We start from the raw sequence: 19,151 nt of genomic DNA, 5'->3' as shown, positions 1-19,151 counted from the left end.
CTCATCACCGGGCTTTCCGGGTACAGGGAATAAGGGAAGAGATCCATGCGTCTCAGCCATGTCTTCATCGAACGGCCGATCTTTGCGGGCGTGATCGCGGTGGTCATCACCATCGTCGGCGCGCTGGCGTTCTTCGGCCTGCCCGTCGCGCAATATCCCGACGTGGTGCCGCCGACCGTGACGGTCAGCGCGACCTATCCGGGCGCGTCCTCCGAAACGCTGGCCGACACGGTCGCCGCGCCGCTGGAGCAGGAAATCAACGGCGTCGACAACATGATCTATATGTCGAGCCAGTCGACGGGCGACGGCCGCCTGACCATCACCGTGACCTTCAAGCAGGGCATCGACCTGGACGAGGCGCAGGTGCTGGTGCAGAACCGGGTTGCGCTGGCCGAGCCTCGCCTGCCGGAGGAAGTGCGGCGGCAGGGCGTGGTGACGCGCAAGTCCACGCCGGATTTCATCCTGGTCGCCAACCTGACCTCGCCCGACCGGTCGCTGGATACCGCCTATCTGTCCAACTATGCACTGACCCAGATCAAGGACCGCATCGCGCGCATCGACGGCGTGGGCGAAGTCCGCATATTCGGCGCGCGTGATTACGCCATGCGCGTGTGGATCGACCCCGGCCGCGCCGCCGCCCGCAACATGACGGCGGGTGAGGTGGTCGAGGCGCTGCGCAGCCAGAATGTGCAGGTCGCGGCAGGTTCCATCGGCAAGCCGCCGGAGGACACGGGCGCCGCCTATGAACTCAATCTGGAGGCGCAGGGCCGTTTCAAGACCGCCGACCAGTTCGCCAATGTCGTCATCAAGAGCGACGGGGAGGGCCGCCTGACCCGCCTGTCCGACGTCGCCCGCGTGGAGCTGGGCGCGGAGGATTATGGCATCAACTTCTACTTCTCCGGCGAGCCTGCCGTCGGCATCGGCGTGTTCCAGCGCCCCGGCAGCAACGCGCTGGCCGTGGCGGACGAGGTGCAGGCCGAACTGAACCAGATGGCGAAGAGCTTTCCGCCCGGCATGAAGCATAATGTCTTCTACAACCCGACCGAGTTCATCCGCGAATCCGTGAACGCCGTGCAGCACACGCTGCTGGAGGCGGTGGTGCTGGTGGTGATCGTGATCCTCGTCTTCCTGCAAAGCTGGCGCGCGGCGATCATCCCCGTGCTGGCGATCCCGGTGTCGCTGATCGGCACTTTCGCGGTGCTGGCGGGGTTCGGCTATTCACTCAACAACCTGTCGCTGTTCGGGCTGGTGCTGGCCATCGGCATCGTGGTCGACGACGCCATCGTGGTGGTGGAGAATGTCGAGCGGAACCTGGAGCATGGCATGACGCCACGCGACGCCTCCCACCGTTCCATGGACGAGGTGTCGACCGCGCTGGTCGCCATCGTGCTGGTGCTGTGCGCGGTGTTCGTGCCGACGATGTTCCTGACCGGGCTGACCGGCGAATTCTATCGCCAGTTCGCGGTGACCATATCGGCGGCGACGATCATCTCGCTGGTCCTCTCGCTCACCTTGTCGCCCGCGCTGGCCGCGCTGCTGCTCAAGCCCAAGGCGGAGGATGAGCCGGAGGGGCGCTATGCCCGGATGGTCTATCGTGGCGGACGGCGGTTCAACGCCGCCTTCGACAGGCTGAGCGACTGGTATGCGACGACGACGCGCCGGATGCTGGCGGTGCGCGGGCCGGTGCTGCTGGTCTATGGCGGGCTGATCGCGCTGACGGCGTTCGTCTTCTCGGTCACCCCTGCGGGCTTCGTGCCCAACCAGGATCAGGGCTATGTCCTGGCCGCCACCTTCACGCCGCCCGGCACCTCGCTGACCGCCACCGACAAGGTGCTGCGCGAGACATCGGCGCGGATGATGAAGATCCCCGGCGTCAAGGGTGCGGTCATGCTGACCGGCTTCCATGGCCCGACCGGCACCGCCGCGCCCAATGCGGCCGCCGCCTTCCTCGTCTTCGACAGTTTTGCGGAACGGGCGAAGCATGGGCAGACCCAGGGGTCGATCCTGATGGAGGCCAACAAGATCGCGCAGACGGTGGATCAGGGCCGGGTGTTCGTCATCCCGCCGCCGCTGATCCGTGGCATCGGCACCGGCGGCGGTTTCAAGCTGATGGTGCAGGACCGGTCCGGCCGTGGCTATGATGAGCTGAACAAGATCGTGTGGGGCATTGCGGGCGAGGCGAACAAGGATCCCAACCTCGCTATGGTCCACACCAAGTTCGAGGCTTCGGCGCCGCGCGTCTATGCGGATGTTGACCGGGCCAAGGCGGATATGATCGGCGTGTCGCCGTCGCGGGTGTTCGAGACGTTGCAGGTCTATCTGGGGTCGGCGTACGTCAACGACTTCAACCTGCTCGGCCGCACTTATCGCGTGATCGCGCAGGCTGACCTGCCGTTCCGTGACGATACCGGCGACATCGCCCTGCTCAAGACCCGTTCCAACAGCGGCGAGATGGTGCCGGTCAGCGCGGTCGCGACCCTTCAGGACAAGACCGGGCCGTATCGGGCCGTCCGCTACAACCTCTATCCGTCCATCGACATAGAGGGCGACACGGCGCCGGGCCATTCGTCCGGTCAGGCGATCGCGGCGATGGAGCGGCTGACCGCCAACCTGCCCGCCGGTGTCACCACCGAATGGACGGAAGTGGCCTATCAGCAGAAGATGGCGGGCAATGCGGCGGTGTGGGTTTTCGCGGCGGCGACGTTGTTCGTCTTCCTCGTCCTCGCGGCGCAGTTCGAAAGCCTGATGCTGCCGCTGGCGATCATCCTGATCGTGCCGATGACGTTGCTGGCCGCCATGTCCGGCGTGCTGATGCGGGGGCTGGACAATAATATCCTGACCCAGATCGGCCTTGTCGTCCTGATTGGCCTTGCCGCGAAGAATGCGATCCTGATCGTGGAATTCGCCAAGCAGGCGGAGGAGGAGGGGCTGAACCCCGTCGATGCCGTGGTTCGTGCGGCGCAGAGCCGCCTGCGCCCGATCCTGATGACCAGCTTCGCCTTCATCCTGGGCGTGGTGCCGTTGCTGATCGCGACGGGACCGGGCGCGGAATTGCGGCAGGCGCTGGGGACGGCGGTGTTCTTTGGCATGTTGGGCGTGACCTTCTTCGGCCTCGTCTTCACGCCGACCTTCTATGTCGCGACGCGGGCCTTGTCCCTGCGGATGAAGGGCTGGCGCGATCGCCGGGCCGCCTCGTCCGCCGCCCGTCCCGCCCTCGATGCTGCGGAGTAATCGCATGAAGACGATCAAGACCATCCTGCTGCTGGGCGTCGGCACGCTGACGCTGGCGGCCTGCGCGGCGGGGCCGAACTATGTGCGCCCCGCCACCCCGGCGAACGCGGACCGGCCCTTCGTGGCGGCGGTGCCCTCGCTGGTCACGGCGGACGCGCCGCAGGACGACTGGTGGCGGCTGTATGAAGACCCGGTGCTGGACCAGTTGGTGGCGGATGCGCTGAAGTCCAACACGGACCTGCGCGTGGCGGTCGCCAATCTGGAGCGGGCGCGCGCCTCGCTGCGCGAAAGCCGGGCGCTGCGCCTGCCGCAGACCAGCATCACCAGCAGCGGCCAATATGGCCGCACGTCCGCCCTCCAGCGCGCGCCGGGCCTGCCGGCGGAGGACTGGCGGGTCGATGGTGGCCTCGGCGTCACCTATGAGGTCGACCTGTTCGGCCGGGTGAAGCGGTCGATAGAGGCGTCGCGCGGCGACGCGGATGCCGCGGCCGCCGCGGCGGACGCCGTGCGTGTCGGTATCGTGGCGGAGACGGCGCGGGCCTATGCGGATGCGTCGTCGGCGGCGGAGCGGATCGGTGTCGCCCAGCGCACGCTCGACCTGCTCGACAAGACCGTGGAACTGACCGCCAAGCGGTTCGAGGCGGGACGCACCAGCCGTCTCGACGTCGCCCGTGTCTCCGCGCTGCAAAGCCAGCAGCGCGCCCAGATTTCCCCGCTTCGCGCCCAGCGCGATGCGGCACTCTTCCGTCTCGCCCTCCTGACCGGAAGAGTGCCGGCCGACCTGCCCCCCCAGGTCGGCATGCGCGCGGCCACGCTTCGCCTGGAACGCCCCGTTCCGGTGGGCGATGGCCGCGCGCTACTTGCTCGCAGGCCCGATGTGCGGGAGGCGGAACGGCGGCTGGCCGCCGAAACCGCGCGCATCGGTATCGCCACCGCCGACCTCTATCCCAAGATTTCGCTGGGGGCGTCGGTCGGTTCGACCAGCAATGGCCTGTCCGACCTGTTCGGTGCGGGGCCGTTGCGCTGGCTGGCAGGGCCGTTGCTCAGCTGGGCCTTCCCCAATATCGAGAGTGGCCGGGCGCGCATCGCACAGGCGCAGGCCACCACGCGGGCGGCGCTCGCCACCTTCGACGGCACGGTGCTGACCGCGTTGCAGGAGACGGAGACGGCGCTGTCCACCTATGCCAACACGCTCCAGCGGCGGCAGTTCTTGCGGGAGGCCGCCGATCAGGCGCGCATTGCGGCGAAGATCAGCCGGGCGCAGTTGCGCGAAGGGCGGGTGGATTCGCTAATCGTCCTAGATTCCGAACGGACGCTGGCGGGCGCGGAAAATGATCTGGCGGAGGCAGACGCCGCTGTTGCCGCCAGCCAGATCGACCTGTTTCGGGCGCTGGGCGGCGGCTGGCAGAGCGATCCGCAGCGGATTGCCTTGGTACGGTAATGAACGCGCGATAAGACTCCGTTCATCGCAGGCTAATATCGCTTCGTCTTAAACGCGGCTACCACCCTGCGGCTTGAGAAGGGCCGTTCCTGCCTCTCGGACTGCAAACCCAGGTTCGTGCGGTCCTTCTCAAGACGCAGGGTGGCTCAAGACGCAGGATAGCGACGATGGGGGCTATTTCGCCCCCATTTCCTTGAGCAGCCGATCGGCATGGTCGATAGTGTCCATGGTCCACAGCATGAAGCGGCTGTCCACATGGATGGTTCGGTTGCGGTCGGCGGCATAGGCCCAGTCGGAAATCACCCCGTCCAGCGTCCCGTCGAAGGCGAGGCCGACGAACTCCCCCTTTGCATTGAGCGTCGACGATCCGCTGTTGCCGTTCGTGATGTCCACTGTGGACATGAAATCCACCGGCAGCGTGCCCAGCGCGGGCGCGACATAGGGACCATAATCCCTGGCCCTGATCGCGGCGATGGCGGCGTCGGGCGCGTCGAACTCGCCCTTGCCGGTCTGCTTGGCGACAAGGCCCTCCGCCGTCGTGAAGGGCGTCCAGATCTGCCCGTCGCGGGTGCGGCCCGTCACCTTGCCCCATGTCAGGCGCAGCGATCCGTTGGCGTCGGGATAGATGGGCTGGCCCACCGCCTTTCGATAGTCCAGCAGCCCCTGCATATAGAGGGATCGCGCCGCCTGTATCCGGCCCGCCCGGTCCTTCTCCTTCGCCTCGCCCGCCATGTCGCCGGGGTTGAGCGCGACCGCCAGCCGGATGAAGGGATCGCTCGACGCCTCGAACTCCGCCGCCGTCTTGTCCAACCAGCCGAGGCGCGTGGCCGTGTCGCCCAGTTTCGTGTCGGCGTAGAGCCGGTCCAGCCCGATCTGCGCCAGCGTCGCCTCGAACGCCGCATCGCGGTCGGCGGGGGCAAGCTGGCGATATTCGGCCAGCGCCGCCTCGAACAATTGCCGGTCGATGGGGGCGAGGTAGCGGCGCTCGACCTGCGTCAGCCGGTCGATGGTCGCGCGGCGGTCGCGATCCTGATAGCCGCTTTCCCGCGCGGCGTCCGGCTTGGCCCGCTCCCGCGCCCAGCGATAGAGCTGCCGCGCGGACGAGAGAAGCTGTGCCCGGCCGAGAAGTCCCTGCCGCAAGCCCTTGAGCCAAGCGGCATTATTCTCCGTCACCACGGCGTCCAGCGCCCGCGCCGCCACGCCATAGCGGGCGGTGCGCGCAGGATCGGCGGCGATCCAGTCGCGATAGGCTTTCTCCTCCGCCGCCTTGCGCGCGTCCAGCCCGATGGCGTCCGCGCCCGCAATGTCGCCGGACAGCTTCTTCTCGTAATTCTCCGCGCCTTGCAGGATGGAGGCGTATCGGATCTGCGCCTCCCGGTTGCCCGCCGTCGCCTTGTGGATCTGGGTCGCATATTCGGCGAACAGGCGCTGCCACAGCGGTTCATATTCGGCGAAGTTGAAGCGCACTTCGTCATAGGTCTTCAGCCGGCTGGTGGTGCCGGGGAAGCCCGCCACCATGACGAAATCATTCTCCTTCAACCCCTCCTTCGCGATCGTCAGCCAGCTTTTGGGGCGATAGGGGACATTCTCCTTTGCATAGGGGCGGGAGCTGCCGTCGGGGCCGACATAGGCGCGGTAGAAGCCGAAATCGCCGGTGTGGCGCGGCCACATCCAGTTGTCCGTCTCCCCGCCGAAATTGCCGATGCCCAGCGCGGGGGCGTAGACCAGCCGCACGTCCTGAATCTCAAGCTGCTGCTGGAGATAATAGGAGGCGCCGCCATAATAGGGGCGCACGTCGCAGCGGCGGTTGGGCTGCTTCTCGCAGGCGGCGATCAGCGCCTTGCGGTTGGTGTCGATGCGGGCGTAGCGGGCCGCGCCGCCCAGCGTGGCGGTGACGCCCTTCAGCATCGCGGGTGTGACGTCGCGCAGAGCCTCTATCACATAGATGCGGCTGCCGGGCGCGGCGGGCAGTTCGTCGGTCAGCGCCGGGGCCAGGAAGCCGTTGGTCAGATAATCCTGCCCCTCCTTGCTGTTATATTGCACCGAACCCAGCACGCAATGATGGTTGGTCGCGACCAACCCCTGCGGGCTGAGGAAAGCGGCAGAGCAGCCACCCAGCGAGACGATGGCGTTGAGTGGCGCGGCGTTCAGGTCGCCCAGCGCGGCGGGATCGAGCTGCAACCCGTCCGCGCGCAACGCCGCGCCGATCTGTGCCACCTGTCCCGGCATCCACATGCCCTCGTTCGCACCGGCGGGCGCGATGGCGGTGAGGGTGGCGGCAGCGATGGAGGCGGTGAGGGCGAAGCGGAGGGGCAGCCCCGGCGACAGGGGGGGCAGCACGATACGGGGCATGACGGGGAACTCCGGCGAACAGATGATCGCACCATCCTGACTATGCGCGCGGCGATGGCAAGGGGCGGGCGGACCATCCGGCAAAAAAGCGACGTGTCCGGCCTTTTTCCCGCGATGGTGCGGGCATCGGCTCCGCCGTTCCGGTCCGGGTGTGGGCCTGCCCGCTCCCGCCGCGCCGCTATGCGACGAACCGTGGGAACCGAGGGGCGGTGCGGGGCGTCTAGTCCGCGTGGAGCGGACGGGACCGCTGCATGGGAAGAGGACAGCAGTGCGCCACGAGAAGATCAGCCTGGCCGACCATACCGACCTGCCCGACGTACTGGCGCGCTCAGGTGACGACGCGGGCGCAGACACGGGCATCGCGACCGGCACAGGCACGGTTTCGGAAGCCGCGACGCCCATCGTGACGGATGATCCCACGCACGACATGCAGCCCGCACCTGCAGCGCATGAGGAGGCGGACGCCCCCAAGGGACCGCCCGTCCTCGTCCAGCATTTCTATTATTGCGGTCGTTCCCCTGCGCGGACCCACGCCATGCGCGGCCGGGACCGCACCTATTGAGGCGCAGAACAGTGCACTCGCCTGAAGACGCGGCAGTCCGCACGCCGTCACCGCGTCATCGTCTCCTCGCCCTCCTCAGTCCCCATGCCCATCGCATCGACAGTCGGATGCTGGTCGTCTTCCTGATCGTCGCGGTCGGGGGATTCGCCTTCCTCAAACTGGCGTCGGAGGTGACGGAGGGGGATAGCCTGGCGATTGATCGCATGTTGCTGCGCGCGATGCGCAGCGCCAGCGATCCGGCTGTGCCCGTCGGCCCGCTGTGGCTGCGCCGGGCGATGGTGGACATCACCGCGCTGGGCGGGGTCAGCGTGCTGACGCTCATCACCGCGCTGGCGGCGGGCTATCTGGTGGCAGCGCGCAAGCTGCGTATCGCTCTGTTCATGACGGCGGCGATTGCGGGCGGGGCCATGGTCAGCACCCTGCTCAAGACGCTGTTCGCCCGGCCCCGGCCCGATCTGGTCGATCATCTGGTGGAGGTCACATCGTCCAGTTTCCCCAGCGGCCATGCGATGAACAGCGCGATCATCTACCTCACGCTCGGCGCTCTGCTCGCCCGCGCGCAGCGGGACCGGCGGGTGCGTATCTATATCCTCTCCGCGGCGATGGCGCTGACCCTGCTGATCGGCCTGTCCCGCGTCTATCTGGGCGTGCACTGGCCCAGCGACGTGATGGCGGGATGGTGCGTCGGCGCAAGCTGGGCGGCGCTCAGTTCGCTGGTCGCGCGGGGGCTGCAAAGGGAGCGGACGATAGAGGCCGCCACGTCCGGTCCGTGACCGCGATGCAGGAAATCGCGATCCGCTCCGATTGCATATTCCCTTCTGGGGGCAGGAACGCCATGTTGCAGGGGTGCAAGAAGCTCTTCCTTCCCTCCACCGGCATCGCGGTGCATTGCTGACGCCATGAAATCCGCGCTTATCATTCGCCATGTGCCCTATGAGGGCGTCGCGGGCTATCGCGCGCCGATCGAGGCGGCGGGCTATGACCTCGACCGGATCGACGTGGCCGATCCCGCCTTTGCGACGCTGGACCTGCGGGAACCGGACCTGCTCATCATGATGGGCGGGCCGATGGGCGTGTATGAAAAGGACCGGTATCCGTGGATCGGCTGCCAGCTCAAGCGGCTGGCGCAGCGGCTGGAGGCGGACCGGCCGACGATCGGCGTATGCTTCGGCGCGCAGATGGTGGCGGCGGCGCTCGGCGCGGAAGTCTATGCCGGGCCGCACAAGGAAGTGGGCTTCCACCCCGTCGAACTGCACCCGGATGCGGTGGCCACTCCGCTGCGTCATATCGCGGACGTGCCAGTGCTGCACTGGCATGGCGACACCTTCACCCTGCCCGAAGGGGTGGAGTTGCTGGCGTCCAGCGCCCTCTACGCGCATCAGGCGTTCCGGCGTGGCTCCAACCTGCTGGCGCTGCAATTCCATGCGGAGATGGGCGAGGACGAGCGGTTCCACGAATGGGTCCGCCAATGGCCGGAATCGGTGCAGGAGGCGGGACAGGACGAGGCGTCGTTCAGCGCCATCCATGACGAACTGGGACCGGGTGCGGTCGCGGCCGGGCGGCGGATGATCGCCGAATGGCTGGAGGGGCTGCGCTGACCGATTGTCCGGAGGATGGGACATCTGCCGAGGTTGGTGATGGCCCGGTGCTAGCGCGTGTTCTGGTAACCCCGTGTCCCGGTAACCCAGTGTCCTGGTAACCGGTGTCTGACCCCTGCGGTGAGTACCTGCGATGGTGCCGAATCGGGTAAGGGACGGCGCCGGCCTGCCCCCCCGTATATCCTGAAAGCCCGTTATGCGGGGCCTGTTACAGGGGGGGCTGTTACAGGGGCCGTCAGAGGCCGAGGCGACGCCAGAATTCGCTTGCGTCGAGGCGGCTCTTCTCATGGGCCGATTTGGTGCGATGCCCCGCCGACTGGGTGGCGGGCGGCGGCGCGGGCGTGCGATCGGTCTGGCGTTGCGTTTGTGGCATCTCATCCTCCCAAAGACAGGGCGGGAACACCACAAGGTCGCGGAAGTTCCAGGAAAATTTCACCGTTATTCCTACAGAAACAGTAGGAATTTTCGAGCCAGTCCTTTTTGGGATCGCCCAAGAATTTCTTGGGTATGCAGAAAGCCGCAGGATTTCGTCAAAAAACTGATTATTCAATCAGTTGAATCATTTTGATGATAATTTTCTCTAACCGTCAAAATGGTTCGGACATGGCGCTTCGCCACCGCCAGCCGGTCCGGCCCATAGCCTCCGCCGAGTGCGCTGGCCAGCGGCAGGCCTCTTTTGCCGGCCTCCCGCGCCACGAAGCGGTCGCGCCGGACGAGGCCCGCATCGCTCAGCGCCAGACGGCCCAGTGCATCCTCCCCATGCGGGTCCACCCCCGCCTGATAGAGGATCAGGTCGGGTGCGAAATCGTCCAGTATCGGGGGCAGGGCATCGGCCAGCGCGGCCATATAGGCATCGTCCGCCATGTCGTCGGGCAGAGCGATGTCGCGGGTGGAGCGCGCCTTGCGCACCGGGAAATTCTTCTCCGCATGCAGCGACAAAGTGAAGATGTCGTCCCGCCCCGCCGTCAGCGACGCGGTGCCATCCCCCTGATGCACGTCGAGGTCGAGGATCAGGATGCGGCGCACGTCCCCCTCCGCGATCAGCCTATGGGCGGCGATGGCCAGGTCGTTGAAGATGCAATAGCCTGCGCCCGTGTCCGCCAGCGCATGATGGCTGCCGCCCGCGCCATTGGCGGCAAAGCCATGGATCAGCGCCAGCCGCGCCGCCAGCCATGTGCCGCCGCACGATAGCTGCGACCGGCGCGCGGTGTGGGGCGTGACCGCATAGCCGATCCGCCGCTCCTTCTCGCGCGGGACGCTCTGGGTCAGCACTTCGCGGACATAGGCGGGGTCATGCACCGCCGCGATCCACGCCTCCGGCATCAGGTCCGGTACATGCACGATGTGGGGCGCGCCGCTTTCCACCAGCGCCTCCATCACCAGACCATATTTGTCGTGGGGAAAGCGGCTGCCCGGCGGGGCGGGGCCGACATAGAGCGGATGGTGGACGAAATGCAGCACTCCGCCGCCTTAGCAGCTTGTGCCCCGTCCCCGCCAGCCGCCGCCAAGCGGGACGCCTGCCTTGTCCGGCGCATCAAAGTCATCGGCGTTTCCGATGCCCCCTCATCTAAAGTCAGCGGGTTCTCCGAACACCGGGGCGGGGGTATCCCATCGGCAACAAAATTGTCTGGGAGAAGAGAGCATGGCCACGCTGGCACCGGAGCGCACGGACGCGCCATCGACCATCAAGGTGATCGACGCCGACACCCATTATACCGAACCGCATGACATGTGGGTCAAGCGCGCGCCCGCCCAGTGGAAGGACCGGGTGCCGCAGGTTCGCATGTTCGAGGGACAGATGAGCTGGGTGATCGACGATCGCCTGTCCATCGGCACCGGCGCGCATCCCAACAGCTCCATCCTGAAGGACGGCCGCAAGGTTCGCGTGCTCGACGATTTTCTGAAGCTGACATTCGCGGACGTGCATGATGCGTCGTCCAGCGTGCCGGAGCGGCTGAAGATCATGGACGCTGCGGGCATCCATGCGCAGATCGTCTATCCCAACATCCTGGGCTTTGGCGGGCAGGCGACGGGCAAGGTGGACGTGGACCTGCGCCAGATTTGCGTCGAAATCTATAATGACGCCATGGCGGAGGTGCAGGCGGAATCCGGCGAGCGGATGTTCCCGATGGCGCTGCTGCCCTGGTGGGATCTGAAGGCGGCGATCCGGGAGACGGAGCGGTGCGCGGCGATGGGCCTGCGCGGCATCAACATCAACTCCGACCCGCATGAGCATAAGGATGCCGACGGCCAGCCGCTCCCCGACCTCGGCAGTCCGCACTGGGATCCGTTGTGGGAGGTGTGCGTGGACCGCAGGCTGCCCGTGAACTTCCATATCGGCGCGTCGGACACGTCCATCGACTGGATGGGGCAGCAGGGCTGGCCCTCTCTCCCCCGCGAACTGCGCTCCGGCATCAGCGGGGCGATGCTGTTCTTCAACAATGGCAAGGTCGTGTCCAACATCATCTATTCCGGTATGCTGGACCGCAATCCCGGCCTGCAATTCGTGTCGGTGGAAAGCGGCGCGGGCTGGGTGCCCTTCCTGATGGAGGCGCTGGATTACCAGCTTCTGGAAATCGCGGAGAACCGCAGCTTCCAGAAGAGGCCGTCGGAATATTTCAGGAGCAATTTCCACGCCTGCTTCTGGTTCGAGAAGGACGGCGTGGCCGATACGCTGCGCAAGGTGGGTATCGACAATGTCCTGTTCGAAACCGACTTCCCGCACCCGACCAGCCTGTTCCCGATCGAAAATCTGGAGGCGCGGCTGGGCGACCTGACCCATGCGGAGAAGACCAAGGTGTTGGGCGGCAACGCGGCCCGGCTGTATAATATCGCGCTGTGATTGGCGGGAAGGCCCCTCCGCTTCAGGGGAGGGGCCTTCTGCGATGCATCTTCCCCTCCCTCAACTTTCCCCTATGATGCCCGCATGAAAGTCACGCTCCGGCAGCTGGAAGTCTTCGATGCCGTTGCGACGCTGGGCAGCGTCACCGCCGCCGCCGACCGGCTGCACATGAGCCAGAGCGCGGCGTCCAGCGCGCTCACCGACCTCCAGATCATCCTCAAGCGGTCGCTGTTCGCCCATGCGAAGGGCCGGCCGCTCCAGATCACCGACGAGGGCAAGCGGCTGCACCCGATGGTTCGCTCCCTGCTGACCGAAGTGTCCGACATCGAGCGGGCCGAGTCCGCGCCGTTGGCGGGCAAGCTGGTCATCGGGGCGACCGCGATGATCGCGGAAACCATGCTGCCGACCATCTGCGTCGATTTCCTGCGAACCCATCCCGGCGTGGAGATCAGGATCGAGGCGACGACCGCCACCGACCTGTTCGACCGGCTCGCCCGTTTCGACCTGGCGACGGCGCTGGTCGAGGTGATCCCCGATGTGGAGGGGCTGGAGGTCGTAAGATGGCGCATGGATGATCTGTGGCTGGTGGTCGCGCCGGGCCATGCGCTGGCGGACCGCCATAATCTGGCCGTCGCGGACATGAAGGGCATGGCCTGGTGCTCGCGGGAGGCGGGGTCCAACATCGCGGGCCGGGCGCGCTATCGGTTGCATGAGGAGTTGGGTCAGTTTCCCGTGGCGTTCGAATCCACCAGCAACTGGGCGGTGCGGCTGGCCGCCATCGCGGGCGGGGGCATCGCCTGCCTGTCGCGCACGATGGTGGAAAATGACGTGGAGGCTGGGCGGCTGGTGCGGCTGGACGTGCGCGATTTCACCCTGTCCCGCGCGCTCAGCCTGGCCCGGCCCCGCGCGATCTGGCGCAACCGGCTGACACGGGCGTTCGACGATTTTCTGCTGGACCGGGGCGATCCGGCCTGAGGGGGGCGTGGTGGGCTGGCGACGGTTCGGGCGGAACCTCTGGCGCTTCCGCCCGCTATGCCCTGCATCATCCCTCCTGCGCGAAGGTGGCTATGGACAGTATCGGCGCTTGTGCCCTATTCCCGCGCGGCAATCGGCCGGGTCGCCGCGCCGCTGGCTCCGGTTTCCTTTGGGGTACGCGACCACGCGGCCCGGCATCCCGCAAGCCAGCGTTTTTCTGGAATAAGGTCATCGCCTGTGCGTCATAGCCTCGCTCTCACGGTCAATGGTCAGGATCATGCGCTGGAACTGGACACGCGCACGACCCTGCTGGATGCGCTGCGCGAGCATCTTCACCTGACCGGGGCCAAGAAGGGGTGCGACCATGGCCAGTGCGGGGCCTGCACCGTCATCGTGGAGGGGCGGCGCATCAACAGTTGCCTGACGCTGGCGGTGATGCACGACGGGGACGCGATCACCACGATCGAGGGGCTGGGCGCGCCTGGCGACCTGCACCCGATGCAGGCGGCCTTCATCAAGCATGACGGCTATCAATGCGGCTATTGCACGCCGGGGCAGATCTGCTCGGCGGTCGCGGCGCTGGACGAGATACGCGCCGACATGCCCAGCCATGTCAGCCCGGACCTCGACGCGCCCGCTACCTTCAGCGGGGAGGAGATACGCGAGCGGATGAGCGGCAACCTGTGCCGCTGCGGCGCTTACTCCAATATCGTGGACGCCATCACCGATGCGGCGGAGGAACGGGTATGAGGACGTTCGACTATGAACGGGCGACCTCGCCCGCGGCGGCGGCGGCGCGGGTGGCGGGAACGCCCGGCGCGCGCTTCATTGCGGGCGGCACCAACCTGCTCGACCTGATGAAGCTGGAGATTGAGACGCCGGCCCATCTGGTGGACATCAGCCGGCTGGCCGGGCTGGACCGGATCGAGGAGACGCCGGAGGGTGGCCTGCGGATCGGCGCGCTGGTCCGCAACAGCGACCTGGCCGCAGACCGGCGGGTGCGGCGCGACTATGCGGTGCTGGCCCGTGCGCTGCTGGCCGGGGCATCCGGGCAGTTGCGGAACAAGGCGACGACGGCGGGCAACCTGCTCCAGCGCACCCGTTGCCCCTATTTCTACGATGGCAACCAGCCGTGCAACAAGCGCATGGCGGGCAGCGGCTGTGCGGCTATCGGCGGGTTCAGCCGCAACCATGCGGTCGTCGGCGCGAGCGAGGTGTGCATCGCCACCCACCCCAGCGACATGGCGGTGGCGATGCGCCTGCTGGACGCAATAGTGGAGACGGTGCGCGCGGACGGCAGCACCCATGCGATTCCGGTCGCGACCCTGCTGACCCTCCCCGGCGACACGCCCCATGTCGAACATGGGCTGGAGCCGGGCGAACTCATCACCGCCGTCACCCTGCCGCCGCCCATCGGCGGCACCCATGTCTATCGCAAGGTGCGCGACCGCAGCAGCTATGCCTTCGCGCTGATCGCGGTGGGCATGGTGGTGCAGGAGGATGGCTCCGGCCGGGTGGCGCTGGGCGGGGTCGCGCCCCGGCCCTGGCGCGTGGAGGATGCCGACGCGCTGCTCCCGCGCGGGGCGCGGGCGACGGTCGAGGCATTGCTGACCGGGGCGAAGACGACGAGCGAAAACGCCTTCAAGCTGCCACTGGTGGAGCGAACGCTTGTCTCCGCGCTGGCGGAGGTGCGGCCATGAAGTTCGATACGCCCGCCACCGGCAACGCCATCGACCGGCTGACGATCATCGGCCATCCCGTCGACCGCATCGACGGTCCGCTCAAGACCAGCGGCCGCGCGCCCTACGCCTATGAGCATCATGCGGCCGTTCCGAACCCGGCCTATGGCGTCATACTGGGCGCGGCCATCGCCACCGGGCGTATCCGGTCCATCGACACGGCGGCGGCAGAGGCGGCGCCCGGCGTGCTGGCGGTCATCACGTATGAGAATGCGGGCAAGATCGCGCAGCCCAAGGGGCCGCCGCTGGCGCTGCTCGCCGGGCCGCGCGTCAGCTCCTACGATCAGGCGGTGGCCCTCGTCGTGGCGGAGAGTTTCGAGGAGGCGCGCGCCGCCACCCGGCTGATCCGCATCGACTATGCCCGCGAACAGGGCCGCTACGACCTCGCGGCGGAGAAGGACGCCGCGGTCATGCCCCCGTCCATCTTCGGCGGGGAGTCGGACACGGCGGTGGGCGATTTCGATGCGGCCTTCGCGGCGGCCCCGGTCCGGTTCGACCAGCAGTACAGCACCCCCGATCATAGCCATGTGATGATGGAGCCGCACGCCTCGCTCGCCCTGTGGGAAGGGGAGGCGCTGACCCTGTGGACCTCCAGCCAGATGATCGCGGGCGCGCGGCGCGCCATGGCGATGCTTCTCGGCCTCGACCCGCAGAATGTCCGCATCCTCTCCCCCTATATCGGCGGCGGGTTCGGGGCGAAACTGGGCGTGCGGGCGGATGCTTTGCTGGCGGCGGTCGGCGCGCGGGCGGTGGGGCGGCCGGTCAAGGTCGCGCTCACCCGGCCCCAGTCGATCAACAACACCACCCACCGCCCCGCCACCCTCCAGCGCATCCGCATCGGCGCGACGGCGGACGGGCGGATCACCGCCATCGGGCATGAGGGCTGGTCCGGCAACCTGCCCGGCGGATCGGCGGAGGCGGCGGTGCAGCAGACGCGCTATCTCTATGCCGGGGCGGATCGCATGACCACCACCCGGCTCGCGGTGCTGGACCTGCCGGAGGGCGGGGCAATGCGCGCGCCCGGCGAGGCCCCCGGCATGATGGCGCTGGAAATCGCGATGGACGAGATGGCGGAGAGGCTGGGGCTGGACCCCATCGCCTTTCGCATCCTGAACGATACGCAGGTCGACCCCGAAAATCCCGAACGGCCTTACTCCCTGCGGCAACTGACCCGCTGTTTCGAGGAGGGGGCGGCGGCGTTCGGCTGGGACCGGCGCCGCGCACCCGGCGCGGTGCGGGACGGGCGCTGGCTGGTCGGGATGGGCGTCGCCGCCGCCTTCCGCAACAATGTCCCGATGAAGTCCGCCGCGCGCGTCGTGCTGAACCGCGATGGGCGGGTGACGGTGATGACCGACATGACCGACATCGGCACCGGCAGCTACACCATCATCGCTCAGACCGTAGCGGAAGCGATGGGCGTGCCGCTGGACAGTGTGGAGGTGCTGCTGGGCGATTCCCGTTTCCCCGTGTCGGCGGGGTCGGGCGGCCAGTGGGGCGCGCATAATGCCACCTCCGGCGTCTTTGCCGCCTGTATGAAGTTGCGGGAGGATGTGGCGCTGAAACTGGGCTTCAACTCCGCCGAGACGGTCTTTGAGGACGGCATGGTCCGCGCGGGCAACCGCCATGTGCCGCTGGCGCAGGCGGCGGCGGAGGGTGATCTGACGGTGGACGACGCCATCGAATATGGCGACCTCGACAAACGCTATCAGCAGTCCACCTTCGGCGCGCATTTCGTGGAGGCGGCGGTGGATGCGGCGACCGGCGAAGTGCGGGTGCGGCGGATGCTGGCGGTGTGCGCGGCGGGCCGCATCCTGAACCCCAAGACCGCGCGCAGCCAAGTGATCGGCGCGATGGTCATGGGAGTCGGCGCGGCGCTCATGGAGGAACTGGTGGTGGACCGCCGCTTCGGCTTCTTCGTCAACCACGACCTCGCCGGCTATGAGGTGCCGGTCCATGCCGACATCCCGCATCAGGAGGTGATCTTCCTCGATGAGGTGGACCCCATCTCCTCCCCCATGAAGGCCAAGGGCGTGGGCGAACTGGGCATCTGCGGCGTCGGCGCGGCGGTGGCCAACGCCATCTACAACGCTTGCGGGGTGCGGGTGCGCGACTATCCCATCACGCTGGACAAGCTGATCGGCGGACTGCCGGCGGTCTAGGGCATTTCCCGGTTGACCGTTTACGGTCGACGGCTTGGAAAATATCCGAAGGACGATGGGGCGTGGGCCATCACCCACGCCCCATCCCCTCAATATTTCGCGCGGACGCTCAGGAAGAAGCTGCGCCCCGGCTCCGGGAAACCATCGGTCAGCACCACATTCTGATCGAACAGATTCTTCGCGCCCACGCCCAGCGTCACCTGCGGCAGCACCGCATAATCCACCCGGATCGCGCCATTGGCGTAGGAGCCGGTGGGATAATAGGTCGGCGCGTCCGCATTGGCGGTGATGGCGGTGACGGTCGTGCGGCTGGACGCCACCTCTAGGCTGGGCACGATCTCCAGCCGTTCGACAGGCCGCCAGGAGACATAGGCGAAACCCTTGTGCTCCGGCACGTCCGTCAGTTGGAACTGGCGGATGAAGCCGCCGATGGGGGCCGCGCCCACATCGAATGTGCGGTGGATATAGCTGTAGTTGCCGCCGATCCGCAGCGCGGGTGTGATCTGCGCCTCCAACGACAGTTCCGCGCCATAATAGTCGGCGGACCCGATATTCTCGCGGCGGTTGAGCGTACCGTTGCGGATGGACACCAGCGCGTCGGTCAGGCGGCTGTAGAAGGCTGCGACGGAGACATGGGCGGGGCCGAACTGGCGACCGCCGCCGACCTCGAAATTGGTGGCCCGCTCCGGCTTCAGATAGGGGTTGGGGTCGGCGTTGTTGAACTGGCTGCTGAACCGTTCGAAGATGGTGGGGAAACGGACGCGCGAGGAGACGCTGGCATAGGCGTTGGTGCCATCGCCGCCCGTCCAGTCCAGCCGGCCCTGTCCGTTCCAGCCATCGGCATTGACGAGCGGGAAGCTGTAGAGGCCGCGCGCGCCGCTATATTCCTCCGCCTGCGCGGTGTCGCGCCAGTCATAGCTGGCGCCCAGCGTCAGGCGCAGGCTGTCGGACACGTCCAGCCGATTTTCCACCGCGACGCTATAGGTCGTCTCCACGTTGCGCTGGTTGGGTTCATAGACGTTGGTGGGGATGCCCGGCGCGGAAATCTGGCGCTCATTATGCTCGTCGCGACGGTAATGCACCGCGACGCTGAGCGTGTCGCGTCCGGTCAGCTTGGCGTCGAGCTGGACGGCGCCGCCATAGGCATTGTCGCTGTACGGGCTGTCGAACGTCGCCGGGCCGCCGCTGCTGCCGCCGGTGGTCGTCTGCGTCGTCTGGCTGGCGTTGTTGAACGACCGCAGCATGTTGTAGAATTCATTATAATAGACGCGGGTCTTGAGCGTCGCCTTCTCGCCCAGCGCGGTGGTGGACAGGAAATAGACGCTGTCGATATTCCATTCCGGCCAGCTCCAGAAACGGCGGACCTGCTGGCTCGTCTCCGTGATGTGCAGGGGCGCGTTCTTCGACCCTTCCTGCCGGGTATAGCTCAGCGAATATTCGTCGGTGGCGTTGGGGGTGAAGCCGACTTTCACATTGGCGCGCCAGTCGGCGGTCCTGGTGAAGTCGCGCGGGCTGCCATCCTCGTTGACGGTCGGGCGGAAGCCGCTGGCCAGATCCCAATGGTCGCGGAAATTGCGGGTGAAGCTGGCCTGCGCATACCATTGGTCATGCTTCGTGCCGAGCAGCGCGAAGACATTATAGCCGCTATAATTGGCGTCATGGTCGAGGTTCAGCGTGCCGCCGACTTCCGCTTCCAGCGCCTTGGTCGGCTTGCGGGTGACGAGGTTGATCGCACCGCCCATCGCGCCCGGACCGTCCAGGACGGAGGCGTATCCCTTGGCCACCTGCACCTCTGACACGTCGGCGGTCAGGAAGCGCCCGAAGTCCAGCCGGTTGTCGGCGGGCAGGTAGACGCGGATGCCGTCGATGGAGAGGGGCACCTGGAACCGGTCGAAACCGCGCACGAAGATCAGCCGCTCGTTGCGCGATCCGCCGCTGTTGGATGCGGTGACGCCGGGGATCAGGTTCACCGCCTCGTCCAGCGTGGGCCGGTTGAAGGTCAGCATCGCCTCCGCGTTCAGGTTGCTGGTGCCGATGGTGAGGTCGTTCGTCTTCGCGCCGACGACGGTGATCTGGCCCAGGGTGAAGGCGTCGCTGGCGGTGTCGGGCGCTGCCGCTGCCGTTTGCGCGGCGGCGGGAACCGACAGGATGAAGGATGCCGTGGCCGCGAGCGCGGTCGAATAACGCATGGATAAAGCCCCTTTTGTCCGCGCCCACAATTGTCTGGCGAGTCGCTATATCTCGCCGTATAT

14 protein-coding genes are annotated in these 19,151 nt (G+C 67.0%); 10 read left to right on the top strand and 4 right to left on the bottom strand.

Features of this window, described 5'->3' with window-relative positions; all coding sequences use genetic code 11:
• Positions 1-45: 45 nt before the first annotated feature.
• A complete protein-coding gene (locus LWE61_RS11545) occupies positions 46-3,231 on the top strand; it encodes an efflux RND transporter permease subunit (protein ID WP_234150221.1) in 3,186 nt (1,061 codons plus the stop codon).
• A 4-nt stretch (positions 3,232-3,235) separates the two neighbouring features.
• Positions 3,236-4,672, top strand: a complete 1,437-nt coding sequence (locus LWE61_RS11540) for an efflux transporter outer membrane subunit (protein WP_234150220.1) — start codon at positions 3,236-3,238, stop codon at positions 4,670-4,672.
• Between the two features lie 174 nt (positions 4,673-4,846).
• On the opposite strand, the gene LWE61_RS11535 is transcribed toward LWE61_RS11540, so the two are convergent.
• The gene (locus LWE61_RS11535; RefSeq protein ID WP_234150219.1) at positions 4,847-7,024 is read right to left on the bottom strand and encodes a S46 family peptidase; all 2,178 of its coding nucleotides are present in this window, start codon (positions 7,022-7,024) and stop codon (positions 4,847-4,849) included.
• A 268-nt stretch (positions 7,025-7,292) separates the two neighbouring features.
• Between LWE61_RS11535 and LWE61_RS11530 the strand changes: the two genes are divergently transcribed.
• The 3 genes from LWE61_RS11530 (at position 7,293) to LWE61_RS11520 (ending at position 9,184) form a co-directional block, all read left to right on the top strand.
• On the top strand, positions 7,293-7,586 hold the full coding sequence (locus tag LWE61_RS11530; RefSeq protein ID WP_234150218.1) for a hypothetical protein: 294 nt from the start codon (positions 7,293-7,295) through the stop codon (positions 7,584-7,586).
• Positions 7,587-7,597: 11 nt separating this feature from the next.
• Positions 7,598-8,359: a phosphatase PAP2 family protein gene (locus tag LWE61_RS11525; protein WP_234150217.1), complete on the top strand. Its 762-nt coding sequence runs from the start codon at positions 7,598-7,600 to the stop codon at positions 8,357-8,359.
• A gap of 126 nt (positions 8,360-8,485) precedes the next feature.
• Positions 8,486-9,184, top strand: a complete 699-nt coding sequence (locus LWE61_RS11520; protein WP_234150216.1) for a glutamine amidotransferase — start codon at positions 8,486-8,488, stop codon at positions 9,182-9,184.
• A gap of 235 nt (positions 9,185-9,419) precedes the next feature.
• On the opposite strand, the gene LWE61_RS11515 is transcribed toward LWE61_RS11520, so the two are convergent.
• Both LWE61_RS11515 and LWE61_RS11510 read right to left on the bottom strand, forming a co-directional pair.
• Positions 9,420-9,620 carry a hypothetical protein gene (locus LWE61_RS11515; RefSeq protein WP_234150215.1) on the bottom strand — a complete coding sequence of 67 codons (201 nt, stop codon included), beginning with the start codon at positions 9,618-9,620 and terminating at the stop codon, positions 9,420-9,422.
• A 110-nt stretch (positions 9,621-9,730) separates the two neighbouring features.
• Positions 9,731-10,645 carry a histone deacetylase family protein gene (locus tag LWE61_RS11510; RefSeq protein WP_234150214.1) on the bottom strand — a complete coding sequence of 305 codons (915 nt, stop codon included), beginning with the start codon at positions 10,643-10,645 and terminating at the stop codon, positions 9,731-9,733.
• A 181-nt stretch (positions 10,646-10,826) separates the two neighbouring features.
• On the opposite strand from LWE61_RS11510, the gene LWE61_RS11505 reads away from it, so the two are divergent.
• From LWE61_RS11505 to paoC, 5 genes are all read left to right on the top strand, one after another.
• Complete coding sequence (locus LWE61_RS11505) at positions 10,827-12,026, top strand: amidohydrolase family protein (protein ID WP_234150213.1); 1,200 nt, start codon at positions 10,827-10,829, stop codon at positions 12,024-12,026.
• An 84-nt stretch (positions 12,027-12,110) separates the two neighbouring features.
• Complete coding sequence (locus LWE61_RS11500; protein ID WP_234150212.1) at positions 12,111-13,001, top strand: LysR family transcriptional regulator; 891 nt, start codon at positions 12,111-12,113, stop codon at positions 12,999-13,001.
• Positions 13,002-13,058: 57 nt separating this feature from the next.
• Positions 13,059-13,751, top strand: coding sequence for an aldehyde dehydrogenase iron-sulfur subunit PaoA (gene paoA, locus LWE61_RS11495; RefSeq protein ID WP_407696227.1), 693 nt, complete (start codon positions 13,059-13,061; stop codon positions 13,749-13,751).
• The gene (locus LWE61_RS11490) at positions 13,748-14,701 is read left to right on the top strand and encodes an FAD binding domain-containing protein (protein ID WP_234150210.1); all 954 of its coding nucleotides are present in this window, start codon (positions 13,748-13,750) and stop codon (positions 14,699-14,701) included. The genes paoA and LWE61_RS11490 overlap by 4 nt, the downstream gene beginning before the upstream one ends.
• Entirely contained in the window at positions 14,698-16,899 is a 2,202-nt protein-coding gene (gene paoC / locus LWE61_RS11485) for an aldehyde oxidoreductase molybdenum-binding subunit PaoC (RefSeq protein ID WP_234150209.1), read from the top strand. Before LWE61_RS11490 ends, paoC begins: the two co-directional genes overlap by 4 nt.
• 89 nt (positions 16,900-16,988) lie before the next feature.
• Here paoC and LWE61_RS11480 read toward each other — a convergent pair whose 3' ends face one another.
• A complete protein-coding gene (locus LWE61_RS11480) occupies positions 16,989-19,088 on the bottom strand; it encodes a TonB-dependent receptor plug domain-containing protein (protein WP_234150208.1) in 2,100 nt (699 codons plus the stop codon).
• Between the last annotated feature and the right edge of the window lie 63 nt (positions 19,089-19,151).

This window comes from Sphingobium sufflavum (genome assembly GCF_021403115.1).
Lineage (GTDB): Bacteria > Pseudomonadota > Alphaproteobacteria > Sphingomonadales > Sphingomonadaceae > Sphingobium > Sphingobium sufflavum.
This window is presented reverse-complemented; position numbering and strand designations above follow the sequence as displayed.

What these genes read in the sequence shown, in the direction of transcription:
- LWE61_RS11500 (WP_234150212.1), top strand. Translation starts at nt 12,111, where the DNA reads ATGAAAGTCACGCTCCGGCAGCTGGAAGTCTTCGATGCCGTTGCGACG.
- LWE61_RS11540 (WP_234150220.1), top strand. Translation starts at nt 3,236, where the DNA reads ATGAAGACGATCAAGACCATCCTGCTGCTGGGCGTCGGCACGCTGACG.
- paoA (WP_407696227.1), top strand. Translation starts at nt 13,059, where the DNA reads ATGCCCTGCATCATCCCTCCTGCGCGAAGGTGGCTATGGACAGTATCG.
- LWE61_RS11490 (WP_234150210.1), top strand. Translation starts at nt 13,748, where the DNA reads ATGAGGACGTTCGACTATGAACGGGCGACCTCGCCCGCGGCGGCGGCG.
- LWE61_RS11505 (WP_234150213.1), top strand. Translation starts at nt 10,827, where the DNA reads ATGGCCACGCTGGCACCGGAGCGCACGGACGCGCCATCGACCATCAAG.
- paoC (WP_234150209.1), top strand. Translation starts at nt 14,698, where the DNA reads ATGAAGTTCGATACGCCCGCCACCGGCAACGCCATCGACCGGCTGACG.
- LWE61_RS11480 (WP_234150208.1), bottom strand. Translation starts at nt 19,088, where the DNA reads ATGCGTTATTCGACCGCGCTCGCGGCCACGGCATCCTTCATCCTGTCG.
- LWE61_RS11520 (WP_234150216.1), top strand. Translation starts at nt 8,486, where the DNA reads ATGAAATCCGCGCTTATCATTCGCCATGTGCCCTATGAGGGCGTCGCG.
- LWE61_RS11545 (WP_234150221.1), top strand. Translation starts at nt 46, where the DNA reads ATGCGTCTCAGCCATGTCTTCATCGAACGGCCGATCTTTGCGGGCGTG.
- LWE61_RS11535 (WP_234150219.1), bottom strand. Translation starts at nt 7,024, where the DNA reads ATGCCCCGTATCGTGCTGCCCCCCCTGTCGCCGGGGCTGCCCCTCCGC.